The sequence below is a fragment of the Desulfoluna sp. CYM3A genome (genome assembly GCF_056829965.1).
In genome coordinates this window covers 5581239-5608023 of sequence record NZ_CP186556.1, presented here as the reverse complement: position 1 = coordinate 5608023, position 26785 = coordinate 5581239, and the positions used below count along the sequence as shown (strand labels likewise).

Here is a 26785-nt window from a genome sequence, read left to right as displayed (position 1 = left end):
CCTTGCGCTTTGGCCCGAGGAACGAGGGACAAAGCGCAAGGGCAATCAGCTTTCGAGGTGGCTCACCTCGCCGCCGGAGGCACGCTTTTTAACCCGATGTTAACGACGAGGCAAAAATGACTCAAACCATTGGTAAAGTATTGATCGCCAATCGAGGGGAAATTGCTGTTCGGATTATGCGCACCTGCCGTGAGGTGGGGATTGAGACGGTGGCGGTGTATTCGGAGGTGGACCGCAAGGCGGCCCATGTGCTGGCAGCGGATGAGGCGGTGTGTATCGGGCCTGCCGAGGCGGCGCAGAGTTATCTCAACATGGACGCCATTGTTGGGGCGGCACGTAGCACGGGGGCTCAAGCGATCCACCCGGGGTACGGATTCCTGGCGGAGAACGCGGAGTTTGCGGAACGATGCAGCGCCGAGGGGTTTCTCTTTATTGGGCCAGATCCTGAGGTGATCCGCCTGCTGGGGGACAAGACGGCGGCAAGGAAAAGGTTATCGGCAGAAGGGCTTCCCATCATCCCGGGGACCTTGGGGGTGAGGCCTCCCTGGAAGAGCTGGAGAAGGCGGCCCTTGCCATGGGATACCCCGTGGTGGTGAAGGCGGCGGCCGGTGGCGGGGGCAAGGGGATGCGAACCGTGGCGCGGCCTGCGGAGCTGGAGGCAGCACTGGCGGCAGCTGCGGCCGAAGCATTGGCTGCCTTCGGAAGCGGGGAAGTTTACATCGAAAAGTATTTAGAAGGCCCCCGCCACATCGAGGTGCAGGTCCTGGCCGATACCCACGGCAACGCCATTCACCTTATTGAGCGGGAGTGCTCGGCCCAGCGCCGCCACCAGAAGATCGTGGAGGAGTGCCCCTCGCCGGTGGTGGACGAGGCGCTCAGGCACAGCATGGGCATGGCTGCGGTCAACGCGGCCAAAGCCGTGGGATATACCAACGCAGGCACCTTTGAGTTCCTGGTGGACCAGGAGATGAACTTCTACTTTCTGGAGGTCAACACCCGCCTTCAGGTGGAGCACCCCGTCACCGAGATGGTCACCGGCGTGGACCTGGTGAGAGAGCAGATCCGCATTGCAGCGGGCGAGCCCCTGGCCTTGTCCCAGGAGGACATCATCCCACGGGGCCACGCCGTGGAGTGCCGCCTCTACGCCGAAGACCCGGCAAACAACTTCATGCCCTGCCCCGGCACCCTCCGGACCCTGATGGAACCCTCAGGGCCCGGCGTTCGCGTGGACAGCGGGGTCTACCAGGGGTGGACCGTGCCCATGGAGTACGACCCCATCCTCTCCAAGGTCATCACCTTCGGCCAGGACCGACAGGCCGCAACCCAACGCATGGTCCAGGCCCTGAAGCAAACCGTCATCACCGGCATCAAAAGCCCCGTGCCCTTTCTCATCGACCTTCTGGAATCCGAAGCGTTCCGGAACGGTCAGGTCAAAACCGACACCATCGACACCACCCTCTCGGGCTGGGCCCCGACCCGCCCGGAGGTGGAAGCCCTGCTCGCCTACGTGGCCCATGACCTCTTCGGCCAGGCAAAGGCTGCACAGCCCCAAAGCCCTCGGCCCACCCGTCCCCCTGGACCCGGCTCGGGCCTTTTCGAGATAAGCAGGGGATAAATCCCTTGCACCGCAGGCTCGCGAATGCTCCCGGCCTTCGTTCCTCAGGCCGATCCCATTCGCTGACGGGCTTCGCCCGTAATCATCATAAAAGGCAAAGCGCTTCACCAAAAGCCATCAAACAAAGGTTCATTCCACATGGAGAAGGCCATGGACTACCGATGCAAAACAGGAGACACCGAAACAGTCCTCACCTGTACCGCCCACAAGGACGAATTCACGACTGAAATCGACGGAACCCCCTACACCGTCTCGGCTGCGCCCGTGGATGAGACAAAACTCCATCTGTTTATCAACGGCCGGAGCCTCCTTGCCCATGTCGAGGAGATCGAAGGCGGCAAGCGTGTCACCATAGGCGGCGTTCCCGTGGAAATCTTCGACGCGGACCGGCTTGCCCACGCATCAAGCCCCCCCGACGAGCTGCCCGGAGACGTCACTCCGCCCATGCCCTCGGTGGTGGTGGCCGTCCTCGTGGCCCCAGGCGACCAAGGTGGAAGGTCTCCTTCCGCCACCGTCTCCGCCATGAAAATGGAGACCACACTGGCAGCCCCCTTTGACGCCAGGGTCTCGGCCATCAACACCAACCCGGGCGATCAGGTGATGCCGGGTGAGATCCTTGTAAGCCTTGATGCCAAAGGGCAGGAGGAAGAAAAAACAGGAACCGGCGGCTAAACCGGACAATCAGCAATGTTAAAATCACGACTCATGCGACGTCGACGCTTGCGACCCTGTCCAAAGAGACCGTGTATCTATTCAGCTCAAAAAACAGCCTCCGGCGGCAAGGTGTGCCACCTTGAAAGCAGGTTGCGGATGCGCTTTGCCCCTCGTTCCTCGGGTCAAATCACATCCGCCTTTAAAGTGACATTCATAAAAATGTTTATTTATGACCTGTTTGTTAAACTTTTTAAAAGTTTAGCCCCCGGCAGGGCCGCCGGAGGCATAAGCTGAATAGTTACGGCGTTTTTTCCCAGCGTTGATCATCAGAAGGTATCGCTTTCCACACCAAAGGAGATTGCCATGACGGACGCACCCCACCTGCTTTACACGGTCACGGATGCCGTGGCCTGCATCACCATCAACCGCGAGGCCCGTAAAAACGCTTTGAGCCCGGAGGCCATCGCCCTTTTCCACGATCATCTGGACGCCGTGGAGACGGATGCCTCGGTACGGTGCGTCCTCATCCGGGGTGCGGGATCCCGGGCTTTCTGCACCGGGGCGGACCTGGGCTCGGCCATCAAGACCGATGGGGATGCCCTGCCCACGGCCCTGGCCTACGCCCGGCTGCTCCACAGGCTCCACACCTTTCCCAAGCCCACGGTGGCCATGGTTCAGGGGTACTGCCTGGCCGGGGGCATGGGCCTGATGCTCGCCTGTGACATGATCCTGGCCGACGACAAGAGCCGCTTCGGCACCCCGGAGGTCAACGTGGGGCTCTTCCCCATGATGATCGGCGCCCTCATCTTCCGCAACGTCCCCCGCAAGAAAGCCATGGAGATGATCCTCACCGGGCGGGTCGATCGAAGCGTCCGAGGCCATGGCCATGGGCCTTGTCACGGCCCTGCACCCCACAGAAACCCTTGAGACCGAGACCCGTGATCTTCTCTCCCTGCTGGCGGGCAAAAGCCCCATCGGCCTGCGCTTGGGCAAGGATCGTGTTCGTGGAGACCCTTCCCTTTGACAAAGCCGTCGACAGCCTCGCCCAGGCCCTCACCCGCGTCATCGCCACACAAGACGCCGCCGAAGGCCTCAAGGCCTTTATGGAAAAACGGACACCGGAGTTTACCGGGACATAATAAAAAAAAGCCTCCGGCGGCAAGGTGTGCCACCTTGAAAGCAGGTCGCGAATGCGCTTTGCCCCTCGTTCCTCGGGTCAAATCACATTCGCCTTTAAACGAGATCGCTTCAAAAATGAGTTTTTAAGACCTAATTTGTTTAACTTTTTAAAATCTTAGCCCCCGGCAGGGCCGCCGGAGGCATAAGCTAGCAGGAGGCCTCATGCCACACGAACATGCTGACGAAAACTTGATCATTGCCAATTGCAGCGGGTTTTACGGGGATCGGTTCTCGGCCATGAAGGAGATGGTGGAGGACGGGGAGATCCATGTGCTCACCGGGGATTACCTGGCAGAGCTGACCATGGCCCTGTTGTTCAAGGCCCGGCGCAAGGATCCGTCCCTGGGGTATGCGGGAACCTTTTTAAAACAGATGGAAGAGGTGATGGGCACCTGCCTGGAGCGCGGAATCCGCGTGGTGGCCAACGCAGGAGGGCTCAACCCCAGGGGGCTTTGCGCGGCCCTTGAAAAGGTGGCGGCGGCATTGGGGCTTTCACCGGTTATTGCCTGCATCGAAGGAGACGACCTCATGCCCAACCTTGCAGGCCTTCAGAAGGGCGGAGAAAGCTTTTGCCACCTTGACCGGGGCACGCCCCTGTCCGAGGGCGGGGTCTTTCCCATCACGGCCAACGCCTATCTGGGAGGATGGGGCGTTGCCGAGGCCCTGGGGCAGGGGGCGGATATCGTTATCGGCGGACGCCTTGCCGATGCATCCCTTGTGTCCGGTCCCTGCGCCTGGCATTTCGGCTGGAAACGGGACAACTGGGACGCCCTGGCAGGGGCGGTGGCGGCCGGTCACGTCATTGAGTGCGGTACCCAGGCCACCGGGGGCAACTACTCCCATTTCGAAGAGGTCCCCTCCTGGACAAAGGTGGGCTTTCCCCTGGCCGTCATGGAGGGCGACGGCTCGTCGGTCATCACCAAGCACGAGGGCACCGGAGGCCTGGTCTCCGTGGGTACGGTCACGGCCCAGCTTCTCTATGAAATTGAATCGCCAGCCTACCTGAACCCGGACGTCACGGCCCGCTTCGACACCCTGTGCATTGCCGATGACGGAAAAGACCGGGTGCGGCTCTCGGGCTGCAAGGGGTCATCGCCCCCTGCCACGGCCAAAGTGTGCATCAACACCATCGGAGTAGGCTACCGGAACACGGTCGTGCTCCACGGGCCTTGACCCGGACGCAAAAGCCCGCATCGTGGAAGAGATGCTCTTTGACGGCCCCGAAGGGCGGAAGCGGTTTGCTTCGGTGGAGACCCAGCTCTTACGCAGCGCCCACCCCTGCCCCCGATGCATGGAAGAGGCCATGAACCTCCTGCGCATCACTGTGCGGGACCCGGACGAGAAAAAAGTGGGCCGCGCCTTCACAGCAAAGGTGGTGGAGCTCGCCCTCTCCTCCATCCCCGGCTTCAACCTCACGGCCCCTCCGGCACCTGCCGTCCCGGAGATCATCCACTGGCCCGCCCTCATCCACAAAGGCAACCTCTGCGAAGCCGTCCACATCCACAACACCACCCTCCTCGTGGACCCCGTAGAGGGCAATGGCGCAGGAGCCCTGCCCCCGGATACGCCCGGTGACGAAGCGCCAACGACAGGTGCAACCGTCACCCTGCCCATGGGCCACCTGTTCGCCACCCGCTCCGGGGACAAAGGAGGCAACGCCAACCTCGGCGTCTGGGCCAGGACCCCCGAGGCCTTTCACTTCTTGCAGGAGACCCTCACCCCGGCGCGCCTCAAAGAGCTCCTGCCCGACCTGGCCCCCTTTGCCGTGGACCGCTGGTCTCTGCCCAACCTGAACGCCGTCAATTTTTATATCCGGGGCCTCCTGGGCGACGGCGTGGCAGCCTCCTCCCGCATCGACGCCCAAGCCAAAACCCTGGGGGAATACCTCCGGTGCCAGCCCATGGAGGTACCGAAGGCGTTGGGAGACGGAGTGAGATAAGTCGGCTCAAAAAGCGTGCCTCCGGCGGCGAGGTGAGCCACCTCGAAAGCTGATTGCCCTTGCGCTTTGTCCCTCGTTCCTCGGGCCAAAGCGCAAGGGCCTTCGGCTCGGGCTTCGCCCGATACAAACGCCGGTGGTTTAGGCGGACATGCTCTCTCCCATCGACGGTATGGGATACGCTATCGTAACTTGTCCATTATCGGTTTAACCGGAAGAACTCCAGCGGCATGCTGTGCCATCTTGAAAGCAGCTTGAGGGTGTGCCGTATGCACTGCTTGATTTACGAGGCACGATGACGGTTCGCGTTGCGCTAATCGGTGCGGGAGCCGCACCCTACAGGCCACGGATACTCCGATGCGGCTCGAGCAAAACGTAAGAATACGCCGTGCGTACCGCGTGACGCACGATGCACGCTGGCGGATCGCGTTGCGCTAATCGGTGCGGGAACCTCGCCCGACGGGCCACGGCGACTCTGATGCGGCTCGAGCAAAGCATAGGATACGCCTACGCCGTGCGCACCGCTTAACGTACTATGCACGCTGGCGGCTCGCGTTACGCAAAACGGTGCGGGAACCGACCATACTTTGCCTTGGCCCGCGTTGTGGGGTTTGCTATGGAATGTGGATGGATTGCGCGGAAATACAGACTTTGGAGAGCTTGATGCAGGAAAACACGGACACCACCAGACAAGAAAAACCCTCAACGGCCAGGCGCAGGCGGGAAAAAGCCCACCGGGAGCGCACTATTCTCGATGCGGCTTTAAATCTCTTTGTGGCAAAGGGTTTTCACAAGACCAGCGCCAATGAAATCGCCAACGCCGCCGAAGTGTCCGTGGGCACGGTCTACTTCTACTTCAAAAACAAAGAGGCCCTTCTCATCCGCCTCACCGAAGAGCTCTCTTATGAACTCAGGAAGCTGGTGGGCTCGGAGTTTACCAACTCCGACGGCACCCTGGATGGGTTCAGGCGGGCCGGGATCTCCTTCTTTAAAGATTTCTGCATTCCTCACCCTGAAAAGGTCACCCTCCTCTTCCGGGAAGCGGTGGGACACAGCCAGGCCGTAGAAAAAGCCAGGAAAAAAGGCTTTACCCAGCTCACCGAGGATGTGCGGAAGGCGATTCTAGTCATGGCGGAAAACATGGACCGGCCCCTCACCGACCCGGAGTCGGCGGACGTCATGGCCGTCAGCATCGTCGGTATCTACGAGCGAGTGGCTTACAACTATCTCTTCTGGAACGATGACAAGGCGGATATCCTCAAGGTAGGTGACGACGCGGTGACCTTTCTCATGGCCGGAGTGGAGCGGTTTATCAACCCGTAAGGGCATGCACCTTCTTTTACGACTCCGGAGCAGGTGATTCCGCTTTCCGGGCAAGCTCCTCATGGAGCCAGCTGGGGACCGGCTCATTGAAGTAGGCCCTCACCACGGCGTGGCCGATTTCATGACGCAGGATACGGATCTCACACTCCATGGGGATCACGATGAGGTTCTCCACGGCTGCATAAAAGGCGGGCACCTTCGTGGGGCGTCCGAAGATGCGGTTGTGCTCCTTGGACACGGCCTCTCGGTCCGGAACGATCAGGATGCTGTAATCTGTCTGGGAGGGATAAAGCTGGAGGGTGTTTGATACCTCACGCTCCAGCTCCACCGTGTTCACTTTCCATTCCGAGGTAGACGCACAACCCATGATACTCAGCACACAGGTAAAAACCATCAAATATTTCATAGCCGACTCCTGTTTTTAGTAGAACATGATGCCCCATGTCTAAAACGGACACTTGACCGATAGAGTCGGATGCAAAAAGAAGAGCTGAGCCTTTGGTACACGAATCGCGAAAACTTGGGGGTTGCTTATTCATTTTGCACGTTGTGTTCCACTATTGGTAAAAAACAGATCGGTTCAATCAAAATATCAATAATTATTAAAATTCAGAGACTTACACAGAACAAAGAAATATCTTCACTTTCCACAGCAGAAGCACGGCCCTTACACACTGTTTTTCCACGACCACTATCGTGGATGAATACCTGTTGTTCAACATGATGAATCACACCTCGTTCAATAAATTGTACATTTTAGACAAAAAAAGCCGTAATCGATCCAGCGAAGGATCAATCACGGCCATTAATATATTATTCGAAAACATCTGCTTTAGATTTTTTATGACACTTCGTAATCCACCACCACCCTATCGGAAATGACGGATCGGATATAGGCCAGAACCTCCAGGTGCTCGGGATGCCCCGCGTAGACGCTCAGGGCCTCTTTGCTGACATGGGTGGTGGTGAGAACCACGTCAAAAGCCGCTTCCGTGGGGTTGAAGTTGATGCCCACCTCCACGGTTTCCAGCTCGGCTATCTTCTGAGGAAGGGCCTCCAGAAGGGTTTTCATTTTATGCATCGCGTCGTTTTTGTCCTCTGCGCTCAGGTCCTTATTTCTTCGAAATGCGACGACATGCTTGATCATCTGATCCTCCTTTTGGTGTTGTCCCGGCGCCACGGCCGGGCTCGTGGTTGCCCACCCCCCGTCTGTCCTGACACTCCTTGATCCGGCCACTGCACCGCAGCGCCCATCGGGGGAAAGTGTACCAGCCGCCATGCAACCTGTCAGCCCATTTTCACGCTCATTATACCCCTACCACACACACCCATACCACCACACAACCCATTGATACATCCCCTATTGCCTAATATTTGATACGGGTCGTCGCCCTTGGGAAAGCCCACGAAACGCTTCCCTCACACACAGGCATGTCTCTTTCTTAATCGGTTTTCCGGCTTATCGGACAACATTCCGATATACCGGGCAAAACGGCCAAGCCGTATTATTTTATCAGTCAGATTAGTTGATTTAAATTCCATGGACGTAAAATCAGACAAAAAAATTGACAGGGCCTACCTATTAATGAGAATCAAAGTTCATCTTATTTTTTATAATCACTGGAGGTTTTCAATGAATCGAACGCTCTCGTTCAGCCGTCTGGCCAAGGGCGGCCTGGTGGCCCTGCTCGCCTGTCTGATTGCAGCGCCCAACGCCCTTGCCCGTACGTCCAAGCACCCCGATACCCTTGTTGTCGCCACCACCTACGACGCAAAAACCCTTGATCCCTATATGACCAACGACGTGGCCTCGTCCAACGCCATGCGCCAGATCTATGAGACCCTGGTGGCCATCGACGCCGAAGGAAACGTGATTCCCTCCCTGGCCGAAAAAATCGACCGCGTTGACGGAAAGACCTATCGCTTTACCCTGAAAAAAGGGGTCACGTTCCACAACGGCGAGACCCTCACCGCAGACGACGCCCTCTACAGCCTGAAGCGTGCCTACGAAAGAGGCGCTTCCGTTCGCCACATCCTGGGTGTCATCGACCCCGCAGGCTTCAAAAAAATCGACGACCTCACCTTTGAAGTGAAGACCAAGGAGGCCATGAGCTCCTTCCTGGCCGCCCTCACCCACTTCGGCGGCGGTGTCATCCTCAACCAGAAAGCCGTGGAAGCAGCCGGCGACGACTACGGCTTCAAGCCCGTAGGCACCGGCCCCTACAAGCTTGCCTCCTGGAAAAAAGGCGACCGCATGGAGCTTGAGCGCTTCGAAGCCTACCACGGCACCAAGCCCGAGTTCCCCAAGATGGTCCTGCGCGTGATCCCCGAGGCTTCCAACCGAACCATCGAGCTGGAGAGCGGCGATGTGGACATCTCCTTTGAGGTCTCTTCCCTGGACGTCTCCCGCGTAAAGGCCAACAAAAACCTGGAGCTCCTCACCCTGGTGGACACCGCCACCACCTACATGGGCTTCAACTGCAGCAAGGCCCCTTACGACAATGAGAAGCTTCGTCAGGCCCTGACCCTTGCCATTAACATCCCCGGCAGCGTCAAAGCCGTGTTCCGTGGCAACGCCTTCCCCGCCTACGGTCCCATCGCTCCCAACGTCAAGTACTCCAACAACGACCTTCAGCCCTCCAAGACCGACATCAAAAAGGCCAAAAAGCTCCTTGCCGAAGCCGGTTACCCCAACGGCCTGACCACCACCCTCTGGACCAACTCCAAGAAGGTGCGCGTGGACATGGCCACCATCATCCAGGCCCAGCTCAAAAAGATCGGCGTCACCGTCAAGATCCAGGTTCTGGAGTGGGGCGCCTACCTCCAGGGTCTGAAGGACAACAAACACGAGCTCTTCATCGTGGGCTGGACCTGCCAGACCCCCGACCCGGACATGGCCGTGTTCCCCACCTTCCACTCCTCGCAGATCGGCGGCAACAACTTTGCAGCCTTCGGCGATGCTGAGGTGGACGCCCTGCTGGACAAAGCCCGCATCACCCCCGACGGTGCCGAGCGAAAGGCCCTCTACTTCGACATCCAGGACAAGCTCCGTGAAAAAGCGCCCTGGGTCTTCCTGGCCAACAAGAAGATCGCCTACGGCATGCAGAACTACCTGGAAGGGTTCACCCCCAGCCCCTACGGCTTCCACGCCCTCTACGAAGTGAAAATGAAGAAGAAGCAGAAAGAAGCATGCTCTTCAGGGTGCAGCTTGCACACCATGTGGTGCCAGGCTGCACCCACGCTTTTTTGTAAGAAACATGGTAACTATTCAGCTTATGCCTCCGGCGGCCCTGCCGGGGGCTAAACTTTTAGAAAGTTTAACAAACAGGTTTTAAAAAATCTTTTTGAGTGAATTTTTACTTTAAAGGCGGATGTGATTTGACCCGAGGAACGAGGGGCAAAACGCATCCGCAACCTGCTTTCAAGGGCGGCAACACGCCGTTAGGCTGTTTTTTTTGAGCTGAATAGTTACGAACATGTCCATTTTCAGGAAAAGGCCTTCTGAAGAGTCACTTTGGAGGCCGCCTTGCTTTTCCCTGAGGAACAAGGGAAAAGCAAGGCGGCAACCAAAAGTTTTTTGCGGAGCTTTTTTTCAAAAAAGCGACCCGCCGGAGGCGTTTTTTTTAAACGAAGGAGGTCGAATTGCTCGGCTATATTCTGAGACGATGCGCCATGCTGATCCCCGTGATCCTTGGCGTTGTCTTTATTGTTTTTGTCATGATGTACGTCACGCCCGGCGATCCGGCCCGTATGGTGTTGGGGGAGCAGGCGCCCCAGGAGGATGTGGACAACCTGAGGGCGGAGATGGGCCTTGACGACCCCTTTCTCTTTCAATTCGGACGCTATGTCTACAAAGCCGTGGTACACGGAGACATTGGCCGTTCCTATATCACCAAGCGCCCCGTGTGGGACGAGCTGATGACGGCCTTTCCCATCACCTTGAAGCTCGGCAGCTTCTGCCAGGGCATCGCCCTTCTGGTGGGAATCCCCTGCGGCATTGTCACGGCCGTGAAGCAATACTCCATCTTCGACAACATCGTCACCCTCTTTGCCCTCATCGGCATCTCCATGCCGGTATTCTGGCTGGGTCTTCTTTTGATCCTGCTTTTTACGGTAAAACTCGCCTGGCTGCCGCCATCGGGTTTTGACTCCCTTGCCGCCATGATCATGCCCGCCGTGACCCTAGGCCTCCAGAGTGTTGCCATCATCACCCGAATGACCCGCTCCAGCATGCTGGAAGTGGTTCGCCAGGACTACATCCGCACGGCCCGCTCCAAGGGCCAGAAAGAGAGCGTGGTGATCCGCAAGCACGCCCTGCCCAACGCCTTGGTCCCGGTTGTCACCATCGCCGGTATCCAGTTCGGCATCCTCCTGGGCGGCGCTGTCTTGACCGAAATCATCTTCTCCATCCCGGGGCTGGGACGCCTCATGGTGAGCTCCATTGAAATGAGGGATTACCCCATGGTCCAGGGGGGCGTTCTCTTCATCGCCCTGGCCTTCTGCCTGGTAAACCTGGGAGTGGACCTGCTCTACGCCTGGCTCGACCCCCGTATCAAATCCCAGTACACGTAAAGGAGCCTCCGTGCAGACCAAGAAAAATTCTCTCTGGGGCCAGGTCTTCGGCCGCCTCAAAAAAAACCGCATGGCCATGATGGGCCTTTTCATCCTCTTTGCCCTGCTGCTCACGGCCCTCTTTGCCAATGTCATCGCCCCCTTTCCCTTTGACGAGCAGGACCTCTTCGCCACCCTGGAAGGGCCCTCTGCCGCCCACTGGTTCGGTACCGACGAGTTCGGAAGGGACATCTTCAGCCGCATCATCTACGGCAGCCGCATCTCCCTGCAGGTGGGCTTCGTGGCCGTGGGATTTTCCGTCCTGGCCGGAGGCTTCATCGGCGCCGTGGCCGGTTATTACGGTGGCCGCACCGACAACATCCTCATGCGCCTCATGGACATCCTGCTCTCCATTCCCCAGCTGCTGCTGGCCATCTCCGTGGCTGCTTCCCTGGGGCCGGGCCTTTTGAACCTCATGCTGGCCGTGGGCATCGCCGCCATTCCGCAGTACGCCCGCCTTGTCCGGGCCTCGGTCCTCTCTATCCGGGACCAGGAGTTTGTGGAGGCTGCCGTCTCCGTAGGATCCAGCGACCTGCGCATCATCTGTCGCCACATCCTGCCCAACTGCATGGCACCCATCATCGTCCAGGCCACCCTGGGCGTGGCCTTTGCCATTCTCATTGCAGCGGGCTTAAGCTTCATCGGCCTCGGCCTGGAGCCCCCCACCCCCGAGTGGGGCGCCATGCTCTCCGGCGGACGCGAGTTCATCAGGGACTACCCCTACATGACCGTCTTCCCCGGCCTGGCCATCATGATCACCATCCTGGGCCTCAACTTCCTGGGCGACGGCCTCCGGGACGCCCTGGACCCGAAGCTCAAAAACTAAGTTTGAAACCAGCTCTGATTTGGAGTCACGATATATGTCCGACACACCTTTGCTATCCATCCGGGACTTAAGCGTCCGGTACAGCACCGACAACGGCGCGGTGAAAGCCATCTCCGACTTTCACCTCACCATCGACAAGGGCGAGACCTTGGGGCTCGTGGGAGAGACCGGCGCGGGCAAGACCACCATGGCCCTGTCCGTCATGCAGCTCATTGCCGACCCTCCCGGGCGCATCACCGGAGGGGAGATCCTCTTTGAAGGAAAGGACCTCACCAAGACCTCCGAGGCCGACATGCGCAAGATCCGGGGCGGCAAGATCGCCATGATTTTCCAGGACCCCATGACCTCCCTGAACCCCATCATCCCCGTGGATGAGCAGGTGGCCGAGATGATCGCCCTGCACAACAAGGTCTCCAAGGAAGAGGCCCTCAAAAGGGCCCTTGCCATGCTGGAGACCGTGGGTATCCAGCCCGACCGTGCCGGGGAGTACCCCCACCAATTCAGCGGGGGCATGAAGCAGCGTGTCATCATCGCCATTGCCCTGGCGTGCAACCCGGCCCTGCTCATCGCCGACGAGCCCACCACGGCCCTGGACGTCACCATCCAGGCCCAGGTGCTGGAGCTCATGAAGGCCCTGAAGAAAAAATTCGACACGGCCATGATCATGATCACCCACGACCTGGGCATCGTTGCCGAGACCTGCGACCGGGTGGCCATCATGTACGCGGGCCGCATCGTGGAAGAGGCCACCACCGAGCTGCTCTACGCCGACCCCAGCCACCCCTACACACAGGGGCTGTTTGCCTCCATCCCCAACGTGGAAGAGGAGCGCGAGAGCCTCGCCGTGATCCCGGGCCTTCCCCCGGATCCCACGGACATGCCCAAAGGGTGCCCCTTTCACCCCCGGTGCGACAAGGCCATGCCCCGCTGCAGCACCGAGATCCCGCAACCCGTCGTCCGCGAAGACGGCCACATGGTGGCCTGCTTCCTGGAAGGAGGTGACGCATGAGCGCCCCGTTTATCCAGGTCAAGAACCTGAAAAAGTACTTTGACACCAAAAAAGGGCCCCTCCACGCCGTGGATGATGTCACCTTCGACATCAACAAAGGGGAGACCTTAGGGCTCGTGGGCGAGTCCGGCTGCGGGAAGTCCACCACGGGCCGAGCCGTCATCCGGCTCCTGGAGCCCTCCTCCGGGGAGGTTCTCTTCAACGGCAGCGACATCCTGCCCCTGCCCAAAAAAGAGATGAAGGCCATGCGCGCGAAGATGCAGATGGTCTTCCAGGACCCCTACTCCAGCCTCAACCCGCGCCTCTCGGTCTCGGAGATCATCTCCGAGCCCTTAGACGTCAAAGGCCTCGGCTCCAGCGCAGACCGCACAAAGCGCGTGGCCGAGCTCATGGACATCGTAGGCCTTGGATCCAGGCTCGCCAACGCCTACCCCCACGAGCTTGACGGCGGCCGTCGCCAGCGCGTGGGCATCGCACGGGCCCTGGCCCTGAACCCCGAGTTCCTCGTCCTGGACGAGCCCGTGTCCGCCCTGGACGTCTGCATCCAGGCCCAGGTCCTCAACCTTCTGGACACCCTCCAGAAAGAGATGGGCCTCACCTATCTCTTCATCTCCCACGACCTCTCCGTAGTCCATCACGTCTCTGATCGCATCGCCGTGATGTACCTGGGCCGCATCGTGGAGATGGCCGACTACAAGACCATTTTCAACGCCCCGGTCCACGCCTACACCAAGGCGCTCCTTTCGGCCATCACCATTCCCAAGCCCAACCTCGACCGGGAACGGATCATCCTCGAAGGCGACGTGCCCAGCCCCATCAACCCGCCCCCGGGCTGCCGTTTTGCGGGCCGCTGCTACTACGAGAAGATCGGCGCCTGCACCAGCGAAACACCGGCCCTCAACGAGGTGTCCCCCGGCCATTTCGTGGCCTGCCACCTGGCCGAACAGGTCATGGCGGACCAGATGCAGGGTGAAGCCAAGGCAGTGTAAGGAAAAACCAAAAGCCTGCCTCCGGCGGCGAGGTGAGCCACCTCGAAAGCTGATTGCCCCTGCGCTTTCCCCTTCGTTCCTCAGGAAAAGCGCAGGGGCGTTCGCCGCGGGCTCCGCCCGAAGACAACTTTAACGCTTTGGAGCGCCGCACTCCCGTGCGGCATTGCGATGACGGACCAAAAACGCGTCAACATTTGCCGCACCTGCAAACGTTTGGCTCAAGAGTTTAACCATTGAGCTCGCGCCACAAGGCAAATTGGCCTGAAACTGCTTATAAAAACCTGTTTGTTAGACTTTTTGAGTTTAGCCCCCGGCAGGGCCGCCGGAGGCATAAACTGAATAGTTACAGAGAATTTCCGGTCTTTTTAGGAAGGGACACAGGCCTGCTCCCTGAAAGCCATAGAATGACACCAGTGAAACGAAGACAACGCAATGGGTATTCGTTAAAACCATCGGTGACCGGGCGTGGAATCGCTATGCTCCTGCCGTTACAACAAACGACTCGCCAGCTCCCCCTTTTCATCCCAGCCTTTCCCGTGGCATGATCGAATCAGCCCGCCATTGCATGTGTAAGGACTCGCGCAAAAAATAGATGCCCACTTTTTATGAAAGAGGCCGCAGTGATTTGACCCGAGGAACGAGGGGCAAAGTGCTGCTGCAACCCGCTTTCAAGGTGGCTCACCTTGCCGCCGGAGGCACGTTTTTTGTCCCTTTCTCTATGCATCGAATCAAAGGAGACACCATGTCTGAAGCACGCATCAACACACTTGAAGAACGATTTGTCCGATACTGCAAAGTCGACACCCAGAGCGACTCAACCTCCCCCACGGCTCCCAGCACGGCCTGCCAGCTCGACCTCTCCCGGATGATGGTGGAAGAGCTGAAAAGCGTGGGGATTGAAGACGCCTATCTTACGGACTACGGCGCCGTGTTCGGAACCCTTCCGGGCAATGTGAAAGACAAAAAAATCCCCACCATCGCCTTTGTGGCCCATGTGGACACCGCCCCCTCCTTCCACGCCGAAGGGGTCAAGCCCATCGTGCATCACAGCTGGGACGGCACCACCATCGTGCTGCCCGACGACCCGGCCGTGATCATCGACCCGGATGAGAACCCGCACCTGAACGGCAAAAAAGGCGAAGACATCGTCACGGCAAGCGGCACCACCCTTTTGGGGGCCGACGACAAGGCGGGCATTGCCATCATCGATGCCATCGACTATTTGAACGAACACCCGGAGATTCCCCGCGGCGACGTGCGCATCTGCTTTACCCCGGACGAAGAGATCGGCCGGGGCGTCAGCGACGCCCTCATGGAAGACATCCACGCAGACTTTGCCTACACCCTGGACGGAGAGAACCCCGGGGACCTCGTGGCCGAGACCTTCTCCGCCGACCAGGCCGAGATCAACATCAAGGGTGTCTCCATCCACACCTGCTGCGCCAAGGACCGCCTGGTCAACGCCCTCTACCTCGCCTCCAAGATCATCGAACTCCTGCCCAAGCACCGCCTGAGCCCCGAGTCCACCGAAGGCCGGGAAGGGTTCATCTTTACCGAAAGCATCTCCGGCAACGCAGCCGAAGTCACCCTGAAACTCAACCTCCGGGACTTTGAGCTGGAAGGCCTTGAAGAGCAGGCCAACCTCCTTCAGGAGATGTGACCTGCGAAAACCGAGCCCCGCGCCCGCATCACCTGCAACATCCGGCCCGAGTACCGCAACATGCGCTACTGGCTGGAAAACGACATGCGCCCGGCCGACATCGCCAAAAAAGCCTACGTCGATGAAGGATTTATCCCCAACATGCTCGCCTTCAGAGGCGGCACGGACGGCTCCCTCATGACCGAAAAAGGGATCCCCACCCCCAACATTTTCTGCGGCATGCAGAACCCCCACGGCCCCATGGAATGGGTCAGCCTCCAGGACATGGATAAAGCATTGCGGATCTGCGCGCGTGTTGTGGGATACTGGGCGGAATAAAGAAGGATAAAAAAAGCCTCCGGCGGCCCTGCCGGGGGCCAAACTTTTGAAAAGTTTGACAAACAGGTTTTAAAAAACAGATTCAGGCCAATCCATATCAAAGGCGAATGTGATTTTCCCCGAAGAATGAGGGGTAAAGCGCATTCGCAACCAGTGATGCCCGGTTAGGTCTTTGCACATGGCTTTTTACGCTTTTTTGATCGTTTTTTTTTGACCACTATACATCCTTTTCTATGATGAAGACCCGAGTTGAAACGTAGGGTGCGCTTGCGCACCATCGAAGCACAGTATCGCCCACCGAAGCCGAGGTGACAGAGGCCGCGTATTGCTTGGATATGACGATGGGTGGCGGTCTTTCAGGCAAATGGTGCGCAAGCACACCCTACGGTCCTCGGTTCCCGGAACGTAAGACATGACAAGCGACCTTCAAGAACGATGATGGGCTGAATAGTTACGATTAATTTAATGCAAAAAGCTAACCGGACACTACTGATTCGCAACCTGCTTTCGAGGTGGCTCACCTCGCCGCCGGAGGAAAGTTTTTCCATGCACTTTAACCATAGAAGTCATCGCTTTTTCTCGCTCCCAGGCGAAGCCTGGAAACGAAGGCGAAAGAGCATTCCCGAACCTGGGGTTGAAGGGATTTATCCCCTGGTTTTTTGAACTGGCTTTGCCCCTTGAAGGCAAACTGAACGGGTTTATGGCGCCTAAAACAAACAGGACACGCACCCATGATTCTAAAAGGTTCCTTTTATTCACAGACCCTTGAAATGGAAACGGGATTGTCCATGCTGGCTCCCAACAGCTCTCTTACCAAGGGCAACCACAGCGTGGTCTACCTGCTCCATGGGCTCTGCGGCAGAAACGACGACTGGCTCCATTACTCCATGCTGCCGGTGTACGCAGAACGATTCGACTGCGTCTTTGTCATGCCGGAGGTGGCCCGAAGCTTTTACACGGACATGGCCTACGGCCAGCAGTTCTTCGGGTACATTACGCAGGAGCTGCCTGCCGTCTGCGCCTCGGTGTTTCAGATATCATCACGCCGCGAGGAGACCTATGTCATGGGCACCTCCATGGGTGGGTACGGCGCGTTGAAATGTGCCCTGAAGGACCTGGATACCTACGCCCGCGCGGCGTTCTCCTCTCCCTGCCTCTTTCTCAAGGAAGGTCTGGATGCCCAGAGAGACCCTGCCAACCGGCCTTGTTTGGAGAAAACCTACGGACAACAGCTCCTCAACGATTTCGAGGCCGCCTTTGGCCCCGACCTCACCTGGAAGCCGGAGCACGACATCCTTGCCCTGGCCGCAGCGGCGGCCCAACGAGGGACCACACCACGGATCTACGCCGCATGCGGCGCCCAGGATCCCATGTATCAGGAGAACAAACGATTTGAAGGCGAAATGAAAAGGCTAGGCCTGGATTTTTCCTTTGAGGCGTGGGACGGGGAACACAACTGGGTGTTCTTTAACAGCGCCCTGGAAAGAGCGCTGGGTTGGTTTTTCATCGAAACGCAGCACGAAGAAGCCGAAGACTAATCGGCCTTTCCATCATCTTGCAAGGCTGTCGGCCAGTTGGCGGATAACCGGAGCGGTATCACGGCCTGCGGAGTAGCACAGGCCGATACGCCGGAACATCCGGGGCCCGTCAAAGAGACGGGTCACGATCTGGCGACCATATTCGGCCACGCCGTCCGGCAAAAAGGAGATCCCGAAGCCTGCCTGGATCAGGTGGAGAACCTGCCCCTTGTGCTCGGCCCTGCAGGCGATATTCAGGCTGATGCCCTCCCCTGCAAGGATACCCATGGTCTGCTGATGGGCCTCACAGGGCGGACACTCCACAAAGGGGTAGGTGTGAAGCATCTCAGAGGTAATGAGGCTCTGTTCCAGGGGATGCCCGTCGGGGATACAGACCCTGTAATCTTCTTCCCACAAGGGGATAAACAGCTCATCCTCCCGTTTAAAGACGTCCAGAGTAATGCGTCCGTCAGCTTCGGCATCATGGTCCACGATCTCCGGCTGGATACCGGGTATCGATTGGCGCGCGTGGGACAACACAGCCTTGAGATGGGTGGGGCTCAGGTCCGGAAAGAGCCCCAGCCTCACCTTCAGGGGCGCCCCGCCTTTTGAAAAAAGGGAGGCTATCTCAGCGGCGTCCCGAACCAGCTTCTTGGCAGACGGGTAGAGATGATGGGCCGCATCGGTAAGGCGCACCCCTTTTTTGTGGCGCTGGAAAAAGGTAACGCCCAGGGTTTCCTCAAACTGTTTGATCGCCGTGGACAAAGAGGGCTGAGAGATGTTGCACCGCCGGGACGCCCCGGTGATACTCTTCTCCTCGTACACGGCGATAAAGTAGCGCACCAAGCGAAGGTCCATGGATCAGGGCTCCTGCTTGGTCGTGGCAATAACAATTTCCCGGATGCACACGGACTGGGGCTGGGCATAGGCAAAGCCAATGGACCGGGCGATGTCGTCGGCGGACAAGACCCCTCCCATCTCCTCTTTCCAGCTCTGGTAGCCGTCGACAATCTCCTCGGAGGTGGTGTGGCCCAGCAGCTCGGTTTCGACCGCACCCGGCGCGATGGTGGTCATGCGGACATTGCTTGAGGCCACTTCTTCCCGAATGTTTTCCGTCATGGCATGCACGGCAAATTTGGTTCCGCAGTACACGGCGTGATTGGGGAAAGTCTTGCGGCCTGCCACGGAGCTGATGTTGATGACCGTGCCGGAATTTCTCTCCTTCATGCCCTTGAGAATCACGTGAATCCCGTTCAAAAGTCCCATCACGTTCACATCGAACATAGTTTTCCACTCTGCAGGGTCCTGAACATCTGCCTGGCCCAGGAGCATCACACCGGCGTTGTTCACCAGGCAATCACAGGGACCGTACTGTGCTTCTGCCTTTTCCACGGCCTTCTTCAAGGCGTCCAGATCCGTTACATCCACGGCCTCACACAGGGTGTTGGGAAAATCCAGGGCCTTGAGGCGATCAACGCGACGCGCCACCAGGAGAAGAGGGTTCCCAAGGGCAGAAAAATGGCGTGCGGTTGCCGCACCGATACCAGAGCTTGCGCCCGTCACAATGACAAGAGGTTTCATAGCTTATCCTTTTTTCAATTACGTTTACAAAGGGTTAACGTGTTTTTAAAGCCATTATCAACGGAGCTTCTGAGAAAGTAAAATACCGTTTCAATATGTGAAGCATAGCCGAAAACTATGACACCAGAAAAAAATCAGTAAACGCCCTTGGCCTTTCCCGAAACAACCCCGACACCCTCCTCAACATTTATTTTTGTATGCTCCCCTTGATCTTTTTCCCAGTTTCCCGGTGGCCCACCTCGGAAACAAACCTATAGTATTTTTAAATAACAACAAAATAAAATTGTAACTATGAAATACATAATAATTTAAATTTATGTTAAGCAAAAAACATCGACATAGCTCACTGGTTTCATAGCCAAACGGAGATAAAAAGCCTGGCACCAGGACAGCCCTTGAATGCCCCGATTTAGGTAAAACCATGGACATTCAAGGTTAGCTTACCCCCTTAATGCTTCAGCCCCCCACACGGAGTATTCCTATGAAAATAACTGACTCCTCCTTGCTTTTCTCCTCATCCCGCTGGCCTTTGCCGCCTGCGATGACAACGACTCCAAGTCGGTGGTGGACCCGGAAAAAGCCGCGCATTTCGACTATATTCTTGAACAAAGTTCCGACATGATAGCCGTATACGGTTCCAAAACCATAAGCAAAGCTCAGTATGATCGTGTCGTCACAGACGTTCGACACGTTCTTTCCACCTTGGACAGCCAAATCAAAAACGGGCTTTTCGCCTCCCATGCCAAATTGCTTGTGGTGAAAGATGAAGCCGAAGTGGAAGGGGATATCAGCTACTACACCAAACTGCTCCCTCTTGAAGCCATTTTCGCCGACAACGGGGGCACGGACGAGTCGCTTCCCTCCTCCACCGATGTGGGGTTATCCAATACAAAACTCGAAATGATGTACCTGTGCGTCTACTACTCTCTCCTCACAGACCCCAGCCTCTCCTCCATTTACGAAGAGCTCAAGGCAGCCTACAAAGAGGCCAGCGACAACGGGATTTTCACACCGGGGGATGCATACAAAGACGGCTATGTGGACGAAATCCATCAAAACGCCTCAGACCAAAACGCCTTGAAGTACGGAAGTTACCTGTATAATCTTTACAAAATCTATTTTGGAAACCAGGCTGGGGCCCCTGGAGAGTTTACCATCACCACCAAGGCACAGCTGAAGGCCCAGAACGTGAAGGGCCACGACTTCATCCGAAACTACTTTGAATAAGACCATCAAGATAGCGTCTGAAGCGTAAACGCGTTCTTTCCCCTAAGAGCGCGTTTTGCTTGGACCTGATCAGCGACGGTGGTATATTGGGTAACAAGATACGACCGCAAACGTGCGGATACCTACGACCCTGAAACAGCGTTTTTTCGCTCCATCCTTTTTTCACCTCCAGAACCATCCGACACATGGCAACGACCCGTAATCATGGCAGCAGCTGGCTTGGCTTCGTCATGACCTGACACCTCGAGTTGGTCTGCTTCTGCGCAAGGAGACACCATGGCAAAAGGATTTTCGATTAATGAATTGCTTGAGGCGATCCAGTATGCGGTGGTTGAGGCCCAGGAAGTCGCTGAAACGCAGCATGCACGGCAAATCGCGGAGTATTTCACGGACACCGGGGAACCCGTCACCATTCCTCTGAAGCTCCCCAACCCCCACCCCGAGGCAGGAAAACTCGACGACAACGGCAACGAAATCGCCCCGGCCATGGTGTCGATGGACGTCCCCAAGATCACCCTGGTGCCTCAGAATTCCATTGTTCTTAAAGAGCTTGAAGTGGAAATGGAAGTCCCCATCGGCAGCCTTGATATCACGGAAGAGGACCCCGACGCCGAAGAGGCCACAGCTCCCTTAAGCGAGGAGGAGTGGGAAAAAAAGAAGATGAGCCTGAGGCTGGCAAGCCGAAAGTCCAAACGGGCCATGGTGGATCGGATGAAACGGCGGCTTCAGGTGGCCGGAGGCGGCTCCTTTTTTGGGGGGCGTAACAAGAAAACCGCCAGAATACGCATCACCTTTGAAGGAGGGGAGCCCCCCGAGGTGGTGGCACGCATCGAACAGAGCCTTGCAAAGTTTGTGGAGACATAAGGGGGGCAAGGGATGAGGGTCTGGATGATTGGATGATGGACACACATAAACGCAATCAGTCAAGGAGGTTGGTTATGGGTGACATGGCAAATCAATTCAGCGGGCTCCCCATGGAGTCCCTCATCGGCGGGCCGCTTCAGGCGGCATGCAACGCACAGGTGCAGCTGGCCAAGGCCGAAACGCAGTTCATCAACGAAGTGGGCCTGATTAAAAACGGCAGCGACGACTCGCTGACGACTCGCACAGTGGATTTCGAGGCCACACGGCCGGTGAACCTTCCCGACGGAACCATTACGTCCGAAACCATGAACATCAAAGCCCCGGTGCTTTCCATCGTACCGATTCCCGCTCTGTTAATCGACGAAGTGGATGTCAAATTCAACATGGAAGTCAAGACCAGCGCGGAGTCCTCGTCCCAAACGGACGCAAGCGCCTCTTTGTCGGGCAAGGCGGGGTGGGGGCCTTTTTCCGTAAAAATCAGCGGATCGGTCAGTACCCACCGGGAAAACACCCGCAAGACAGACAACAGCGCCAAGTACGAGGTACATGTTCACGCCAGCCAGTCCGAGCCCCCGGAAGGCCTCATGCGGGTGCTGGATCACCTCATCACTGCCTGCGAACCGCGCTCTGTCACAGAAGCCAAAACCGAAAGCAAATAGAGCGGTTCTCTGCGAGAACACACAAGGGGCGGTGGCGGTCCAATCCGGACCGCCACCGCTTGCGCTCCCCTTTTGCCATGCTGCCCGTTTCCCTTGATGCGGCAGCCTTCAAAGGGAGACGTCCTGCATGCCCCCCAACGGAATCATGCACCATGATTTTAAAACCATCAACCTCTCCGGAATGACGCGGGACAAGGAGGCACACACCCCATGGGACGCAAATTTGGTCTTGATGAAGTCACGCATATCGAGCGTATCGTGGTGGGCCCAACCCGGGTAGACAGGCTTCCCTCCCAGGATGAAATCAATGCCCAGATGGACTTTGTGAATCGCTGCCTCTCCGAAGGCCGCGGGCAACTGGTGGGCACGGAAAAAGGGGTCATGGTCATCCAGGCCGGGGACCAGCAGCTGATGGTCCAGCATACGGTCTACCATATCGGATTCAGGCGATCTCCCATCTGGCTTGCGCACCGCCGTCCTGCCAGAGGCCAAGGCCCATCCACTCCCACCGGAACCCTGCCCTGACAATAAAGGGCGCATACCGTCACCAGGCACTCCCTCACAAAATCAAAAACCGCCTTGAAACAGCGCGGTTTTTTTATTTCATGCGAGTTCCGTGGACCCTCCGAAGGTTATCGTCCAGCCGACTATTTCAAGCGTAACAAACACGCACATTTGACAAAATCACCCACAACCCCGAAAATCAATTCTCTACGACACCAAAACCAACACAAATCCACAGGCAATCTTTTCACCATACGCCCAAAAGGAGCCCCATAACTCTACCTGTTAAACTGAGCGACGTCATCGAGCAGCTGGAACTACAGTCCGAGGAATTTGAAGCGTTTTTCAACAAAAAAACCGGAGAATTTATTCTGGTAAACACAGATTACATCTGCATTGTGAAAGACGGCGAAGACACCTCAGGCCACCCGGATTGGGAACAAGAGGTCATTGACGAGGTCCGGGAATTTCTGGACACCCAGGGGGACCACATTGCCCTGCCCACAAAGTTTGAAATCCACGCGTACCGGATCATGGAGCGATTCTGCCAAACGCTCCCGCAGGAAAACATTCGAGAGGCCATGTGCAACGGTCTACAGGGAAGAGGTGCCTTCAGGAGGTTTCGGGACAACCTCCGCCGCTACGGCATCGAAGACGATTGGTATCGTTACTTAGGGGAAGCCCACAAAGAGATTGCTGTGGCCTGGTGCGAGGACAATGGTATCACGTACACACCGTGATACGCCCCACAACCCTTCGCCTTTAAAAGGGTTTTTAAAACCTGTTTATCAAGCTTTTCAAAAGCTTGGCCCCCGGCAGGGCCGCCGGAGGCTTAAACTGAATAGTTACGTTACTTTTTCCCGACATAAACCCCATTTTCAGCGGTGTTCCCCTGGATGGGGTTCTCAAACGCAACCACATGCCCGTGGACCTCATCAAAAACGCTGGCTAACGTATCCAGAAATCCCTTCTCCGGGGCATCGTTGGACCACATGGCAAAGATGCCGCCATGCTTGAGGAAGGCGCGGAGGCGCGTCAGCCCCTCTACGGAATAAAGGTCTGCGTGGGACGGGTTCAGCAGGGCGTCCGGGGTATGGTCGATATCAAGAAGGATGGCGTCAAACTGATGACCCGGATCATCCGGATCAAAGCCATCGCCCCGTGCAAGGGCGAAAAAGTCTGCGTTGAGGTAGCGACACCTGTCATCGTTGGAGAGCAGTGCGCCGTTGGGTACCAACTCCCGCTGGTGCCAGTCAATGACCGGGGCCAGCGCCTCAACCACCGTCATGCGGGCCACCTGGCTGTATTTCAATGCAGCCGCAGCAGTGTACCCCAGGCCCAAGCCTCCGACCACGATATCCCATGCATCCCCTGCAAGGCCTGCCAGCCCCAGATCCCGTTAAGCGCCACTTCGGCGTCATGAAACAGAGAAGACATGAGAAATTCTTCATTGAGTTTCACCTCATACACCTCACGCCCGCCCATTTCCAGCGCTCGCCGCCGCCTCAGGATCAATTCTCCAAGGGCCGTCTGCTGATAATCCAGTTCTTCAAAAAACGCACTCATCGTATCTCTCCTGTTCAATAAAGCCGCGACGCGGCATATCGCTTTTCCACCTTATTCAAAAATGCAGGCAGCCTTTATAGTTGATTCTCTACAGTATCGATTTTCTACAGGAAAGACACAAAAAAATTACCCAGCCAGGCGCCAATAGGCATGGACTCACCGATGAGCCCTTTCGCTATAGGTCATAACGAATGTGAACACCCTGAGGAACGAAGGGTGAGAGCATTCGCAACCTGGAGAGCTGGGGATGTATCCTCTGCCCGCCGGAGGCAGTGCGGTTAAAGGTGCCTCCGGCGGCCCTGCCGGGGGCTAAACTCTTAAAAAGTTTAATAAACAGGTTTTAAAAACAGATTCGGTTTAATTTGAGTCAATAGCGAAATAGATCCTGAGGAACGAAGGGGAAAGCTCATTCGCAACCTGCTTTCGAGGTGGCGCACCCGCCGCCGGAGCATTGCTTTCTTTTTTTCCTGAGCTCTCTTTGCCCTGTGATTCATCAGACTTTAACCATAGAAGGCACGCTTTTTAGCCCTTTAATCGTTCTTCCACCTCAGACAAAAAACTCCGGCTCTTTCCGATCATCAAATTCAACCTCGAGCTCATGCTTATGCCGAAGGTAGTTCTCGTCGTCGTAGTACTTGGCCTGAACCGGGCATGCTTTGATGCAGGCCCCGCATTTGATACAGATGCCGTTGATGGTCGAGACATCCTCAGGATCGATGGAGCCCATGGGGCAGACGGTGACGCACAGCTTGCAATCGGTGCAGTCGGAGCTGGTTTTGGGGGCGATTTTTCGGATGTCCACGGGCACCCCATCCGGATTTTTTGGCTTGTAATAGGGCCGGTAGGGGCGATGGCCTTTGAGGGAGACCGGGGCGGCTGGGTCAGGGCCTGACAGCTTTGCTGCGATCTTGTCCGCAAAGTCAGCCACGAGGGCATTGTCCTTGTCATCGGGGCGTCCTTTTCCCAGGGTTTTGGAAAAGGAGTGCTCGCCCACGAAGGCGCCTCCGGCAAGGATGGAAAAGCCCTTTGCCTCCAGGATATCGGCCAGCTCCACAAGGGCATCGTCGTAGTGCCGGTTACCGAACAGTACCACAGGCACAGCCCTTGCCCCCCGGCCTTCGATGGTGTCCAGGTATTTCAGCAGCACATTGGGAACCCGCCCGGCATAGACCGGAACCCCGAAGACCACAAGGTCCTGGGGACCAAAGGAGACCACATCTTTCCTTGCGCCCGGCAGGGTAAAGTCCTTCTGTTCCACCTCTGCGCTGCCGGGTATCTTTTCCGCCAGGGCCGTTGCCAGCCCCCACACCACGTGCCGGGTTGTGCCCGTGGGGCTGAAGTACATGGCCTGGATCGTTGATATCGTCATATCGCCCGCCTTTCATACGTTACAAACGCCTCCGGCGGCCCTTCCGGGGGCTAAACGTTTAAAAAGTTTAACAAATAGGTCATAAAGAATAGTTACATGAATGCCGTTATAAATGCGGATGTGATTTGACCCGAGGAACGAGGGGCAAATCACATCCGCTATCTGCTTTCAAGGTGGCACACCTTGCCGCCGGAGGCTGTTTTTTGGAGCTGAATAGTTACCAGTTATTAAGCATTCCACTATTCCTACTACCAACGCCAGAAGAATAGCCACCGTCATTGGCAAAAAGCAAAAAAAAAGCGATTCCGGCAAAGAGCCGAAACCGCTTTTCACAGCCATTTTTAAAGCCAACCCACCAGCAGATGGGCCGGGTTCTTTACCCGGACACTCCGGGAGCAGCCACCACAGTATTGGGGGTGGGTTCTTTTTTGACGGGAAGGTATCCCTTGCCCTTGAGTTCAAGCACCAGGGAGTTGATATAATTTTTGGCGATCTCTTTTTCTGCGGTTGAAAGGTTTTTGAAGAGGCCCACGGGCAGGAGGGGGAGCCACCACACCTGGGTCACTTCATCCCGGGAGAAAAAGGATTCGGCCTTTTGCCCGTGCTCATAGAGGGTGGCCACCCATTCGGAGTCGGAAGTACCACACGGGAAGAAGGAGCTAAACCCGGCAAGAGTGTAGGACCCGCTGGCTTCATTGGGGCTGGGGTTCATGGTCACGTCGAAGCGAATATGAAAGTCCCCCGGGTCCGGCACCTCTTTGACGCTATTGAAGTAGCCGTTCTCGGCAAAAGCCTGCTATGCCCCTGCTAATTTCAGATTCCGTGGCCATCCACTCCGATCCCGCTCAGTGTCACCCCATGCATAGAGACGCTTGCGCTCCCGCAGTGGTCCGTCAGTTCACCAACGCGCGTCATGTCCCCCCTGGCATCCGCACTCAATGACACCGGCTGGCATTCGGTAACCGGAATATCGTGCTTGACAATAGACGCGCACCCGCTGAGTAAAAACGAAGGGCCATCACCAGGCCGCCTTCATATACCTCATCCCTCTTTTCCTTTCACCTGCAATACCAGATACCACCCACGGCACGGATATCTTATTTCTCAGACATCGCCCATCAGGCCACAAAAGGATCAGGTTTCATCGATGCCCAATGCGACCGAACCGACCCTTTTTTTGGCCGATTCTTCAGTAATTGTCTACTTATTTTTGTAAAAGTTGATTCAGTTGCCTCCTGGTGTGTAGGCTTAAAAGGCTTGCTTCAAACCTGTTTGTCAAACTTTTTAAAGTTTGGCCCCCGGCAGGGCCGCCGTGAAAGGCTTCTTTGAACTGAATAGGTACCCTTAGTTTTTTGATTTTCATCACTTTCCTATACCC

30 protein-coding genes are annotated in these 26785 nt (G+C 56.9%); 21 read left to right on the top strand and 9 right to left on the bottom strand.

Annotation, left to right across the window (positions count from 1 at the left end; translation table 11 throughout):
* Nucleotides 1–176 precede the first annotated feature (176 nt).
* The 8 genes from ACOYW1_RS28275 to ACOYW1_RS28240 all read left to right on the top strand — a co-directional run bounded on the left by ACOYW1_RS28275 (nucleotide 177) and on the right by ACOYW1_RS28240 (nucleotide 6707).
* Complete coding sequence (locus ACOYW1_RS28275; protein WP_482420610.1) at nucleotides 177–596, top strand: biotin carboxylase N-terminal domain-containing protein; 420 nt, start codon at nucleotides 177–179, stop codon at nucleotides 594–596.
* Nucleotides 575–1615 carry an ATP-binding protein gene (locus ACOYW1_RS28270; RefSeq protein WP_482420609.1) on the top strand — a complete coding sequence of 347 codons (1041 nt, stop codon included), beginning with the start codon at nucleotides 575–577 and terminating at the stop codon, nucleotides 1613–1615. The genes ACOYW1_RS28275 and ACOYW1_RS28270 overlap by 22 nt, the downstream gene beginning before the upstream one ends.
* A 150-nt stretch (nucleotides 1616–1765) precedes the next feature.
* Entirely contained in the window at nucleotides 1766–2287 is a 522-nt protein-coding gene (locus ACOYW1_RS28265; RefSeq protein WP_482420608.1) for a biotin/lipoyl-containing protein, read from the top strand.
* 345 nt (nucleotides 2288–2632) lie between these two features.
* Nucleotides 2633–3196, top strand: coding sequence for an enoyl-CoA hydratase/isomerase family protein (locus tag ACOYW1_RS28260; protein WP_482420607.1), 564 nt, complete (start codon nucleotides 2633–2635; stop codon nucleotides 3194–3196).
* Between the two features lie 77 nt (nucleotides 3197–3273).
* The gene (locus ACOYW1_RS28255) at nucleotides 3274–3408 is read left to right on the top strand and encodes a hypothetical protein (protein WP_482420606.1); all 135 of its coding nucleotides are present in this window, start codon (nucleotides 3274–3276) and stop codon (nucleotides 3406–3408) included.
* A gap of 202 nt (nucleotides 3409–3610) precedes the next feature.
* Nucleotides 3611–4621 (top strand): acyclic terpene utilization AtuA family protein, encoded by a 1011-nt coding sequence (locus ACOYW1_RS28250; RefSeq protein WP_482420605.1) that lies wholly within the window; start codon nucleotides 3611–3613, stop codon nucleotides 4619–4621.
* 31 nt (nucleotides 4622–4652) lie between these two features.
* Entirely contained in the window at nucleotides 4653–5387 is a 735-nt protein-coding gene (locus ACOYW1_RS28245; RefSeq protein WP_482423841.1) for an AtuA-related protein, read from the top strand.
* Between the two features lie 660 nt (nucleotides 5388–6047).
* The gene (locus ACOYW1_RS28240) at nucleotides 6048–6707 is read left to right on the top strand and encodes a TetR/AcrR family transcriptional regulator (protein ID WP_482420604.1); all 660 of its coding nucleotides are present in this window, start codon (nucleotides 6048–6050) and stop codon (nucleotides 6705–6707) included.
* Between the two features lie 16 nt (nucleotides 6708–6723).
* Here the strand turns inward: ACOYW1_RS28240 and ACOYW1_RS28235 are convergent, their stop codons facing one another.
* Entirely contained in the window at nucleotides 6724–7113 is a 390-nt protein-coding gene (locus ACOYW1_RS28235; RefSeq protein WP_482420603.1) for a hypothetical protein, read from the bottom strand.
* A gap of 435 nt (nucleotides 7114–7548) precedes the next feature.
* Entirely contained in the window at nucleotides 7549–7854 is a 306-nt protein-coding gene (locus ACOYW1_RS28230) for a Dabb family protein (protein WP_482420602.1), read from the bottom strand.
* A gap of 486 nt (nucleotides 7855–8340) precedes the next feature.
* Here ACOYW1_RS28230 and ACOYW1_RS28225 point away from each other — a divergent pair, with 486 nt between their 5' ends.
* From ACOYW1_RS28225 to ACOYW1_RS28190, 8 genes are all read left to right on the top strand, one after another.
* Nucleotides 8341–10011: an ABC transporter substrate-binding protein gene (locus tag ACOYW1_RS28225; RefSeq protein WP_482420601.1), complete on the top strand. Its 1671-nt coding sequence runs from the start codon at nucleotides 8341–8343 to the stop codon at nucleotides 10009–10011.
* Between the two features lie 338 nt (nucleotides 10012–10349).
* Entirely contained in the window at nucleotides 10350–11279 is a 930-nt protein-coding gene (gene nikB, locus ACOYW1_RS28220; protein WP_482420600.1) for a nickel ABC transporter permease, read from the top strand.
* Nucleotides 11280–11289: 10 nt separating this feature from the next.
* On the top strand, nucleotides 11290–12144 hold the full coding sequence (locus ACOYW1_RS28215) for an ABC transporter permease (protein WP_482418691.1): 855 nt from the start codon (nucleotides 11290–11292) through the stop codon (nucleotides 12142–12144).
* Nucleotides 12145–12178: 34 nt separating this feature from the next.
* A complete protein-coding gene (locus ACOYW1_RS28210; protein WP_482420599.1) occupies nucleotides 12179–13153 on the top strand; it encodes an ABC transporter ATP-binding protein in 975 nt (324 codons plus the stop codon).
* A complete protein-coding gene (locus tag ACOYW1_RS28205; protein WP_482420598.1) occupies nucleotides 13150–14142 on the top strand; it encodes an ABC transporter ATP-binding protein in 993 nt (330 codons plus the stop codon). The genes ACOYW1_RS28210 and ACOYW1_RS28205 overlap by 4 nt, the downstream gene beginning before the upstream one ends.
* 742 nt (nucleotides 14143–14884) lie before the next feature.
* Nucleotides 14885–15802, top strand: coding sequence for a peptidase T (gene pepT / locus ACOYW1_RS28200; RefSeq protein ID WP_482420597.1), 918 nt, complete (start codon nucleotides 14885–14887; stop codon nucleotides 15800–15802).
* Between the two features lie 60 nt (nucleotides 15803–15862).
* Nucleotides 15863–16120, top strand: a complete 258-nt coding sequence (locus tag ACOYW1_RS28195; RefSeq protein ID WP_482420596.1) for a M20/M25/M40 family metallo-hydrolase — start codon at nucleotides 15863–15865, stop codon at nucleotides 16118–16120.
* A gap of 731 nt (nucleotides 16121–16851) precedes the next feature.
* Entirely contained in the window at nucleotides 16852–17658 is an 807-nt protein-coding gene (locus ACOYW1_RS28190) for an alpha/beta hydrolase (RefSeq protein WP_482420595.1), read from the top strand.
* Nucleotides 17659–17670: 12 nt separating this feature from the next.
* Here the strand turns inward: ACOYW1_RS28190 and ACOYW1_RS28185 are convergent, their stop codons facing one another.
* The 3 genes from ACOYW1_RS28185 to ACOYW1_RS28175 all read right to left on the bottom strand — a co-directional run bounded on the left by ACOYW1_RS28185 (nucleotide 17671) and on the right by ACOYW1_RS28175 (nucleotide 19959).
* Nucleotides 17671–18495 carry a LysR family transcriptional regulator gene (locus ACOYW1_RS28185; RefSeq protein WP_482420594.1) on the bottom strand — a complete coding sequence of 275 codons (825 nt, stop codon included), beginning with the start codon at nucleotides 18493–18495 and terminating at the stop codon, nucleotides 17671–17673.
* A 3-nt stretch (nucleotides 18496–18498) separates the two neighbouring features.
* Entirely contained in the window at nucleotides 18499–19218 is a 720-nt protein-coding gene (locus ACOYW1_RS28180; RefSeq protein WP_482420593.1) for an SDR family oxidoreductase, read from the bottom strand.
* A gap of 456 nt (nucleotides 19219–19674) precedes the next feature.
* On the bottom strand, nucleotides 19675–19959 hold the full coding sequence (locus ACOYW1_RS28175) for a hypothetical protein (RefSeq protein ID WP_482420592.1): 285 nt from the start codon (nucleotides 19957–19959) through the stop codon (nucleotides 19675–19677).
* Nucleotides 19960–19971: 12 nt separating this feature from the next.
* Between ACOYW1_RS28175 and ACOYW1_RS28170 the strand changes: the two genes are divergently transcribed.
* The 5 genes from ACOYW1_RS28170 (at nucleotide 19972) to ACOYW1_RS28150 (ending at nucleotide 23212) form a co-directional block, all read left to right on the top strand.
* A complete protein-coding gene (locus ACOYW1_RS28170; protein WP_482420591.1) occupies nucleotides 19972–20445 on the top strand; it encodes a hypothetical protein in 474 nt (157 codons plus the stop codon).
* Nucleotides 20446–20721: 276 nt separating this feature from the next.
* Nucleotides 20722–21309 (top strand): DUF2589 domain-containing protein, encoded by a 588-nt coding sequence (locus ACOYW1_RS28165; RefSeq protein WP_482420590.1) that lies wholly within the window; start codon nucleotides 20722–20724, stop codon nucleotides 21307–21309.
* A gap of 74 nt (nucleotides 21310–21383) precedes the next feature.
* Nucleotides 21384–21968: a DUF2589 domain-containing protein gene (locus ACOYW1_RS28160; protein WP_482418682.1), complete on the top strand. Its 585-nt coding sequence runs from the start codon at nucleotides 21384–21386 to the stop codon at nucleotides 21966–21968.
* Between the two features lie 210 nt (nucleotides 21969–22178).
* On the top strand, nucleotides 22179–22493 hold the full coding sequence (locus ACOYW1_RS28155) for a hypothetical protein (RefSeq protein WP_482420589.1): 315 nt from the start codon (nucleotides 22179–22181) through the stop codon (nucleotides 22491–22493).
* 377 nt (nucleotides 22494–22870) lie between these two features.
* Nucleotides 22871–23212, top strand: coding sequence for a UPF0158 family protein (locus ACOYW1_RS28150; RefSeq protein ID WP_482420588.1), 342 nt, complete (start codon nucleotides 22871–22873; stop codon nucleotides 23210–23212).
* A gap of 110 nt (nucleotides 23213–23322) precedes the next feature.
* Here ACOYW1_RS28150 and ACOYW1_RS28145 read toward each other — a convergent pair whose 3' ends face one another.
* From ACOYW1_RS28145 to ACOYW1_RS28130, 4 genes are all read right to left on the bottom strand, one after another.
* A complete protein-coding gene (locus tag ACOYW1_RS28145; protein ID WP_482420587.1) occupies nucleotides 23323–23760 on the bottom strand; it encodes a polyamine aminopropyltransferase in 438 nt (145 codons plus the stop codon).
* A gap of 20 nt (nucleotides 23761–23780) precedes the next feature.
* A complete protein-coding gene (locus tag ACOYW1_RS28140) occupies nucleotides 23781–24038 on the bottom strand; it encodes a hypothetical protein (RefSeq protein ID WP_482420586.1) in 258 nt (85 codons plus the stop codon).
* A 547-nt stretch (nucleotides 24039–24585) separates the two neighbouring features.
* The gene (locus ACOYW1_RS28135; protein WP_482420585.1) at nucleotides 24586–25407 is read right to left on the bottom strand and encodes an EFR1 family ferrodoxin; all 822 of its coding nucleotides are present in this window, start codon (nucleotides 25405–25407) and stop codon (nucleotides 24586–24588) included.
* Between the two features lie 376 nt (nucleotides 25408–25783).
* Nucleotides 25784–26161 (bottom strand): hypothetical protein, encoded by a 378-nt coding sequence (locus ACOYW1_RS28130; RefSeq protein ID WP_482420584.1) that lies wholly within the window; start codon nucleotides 26159–26161, stop codon nucleotides 25784–25786.
* Nucleotides 26162–26785 lie beyond the last annotated feature (624 nt).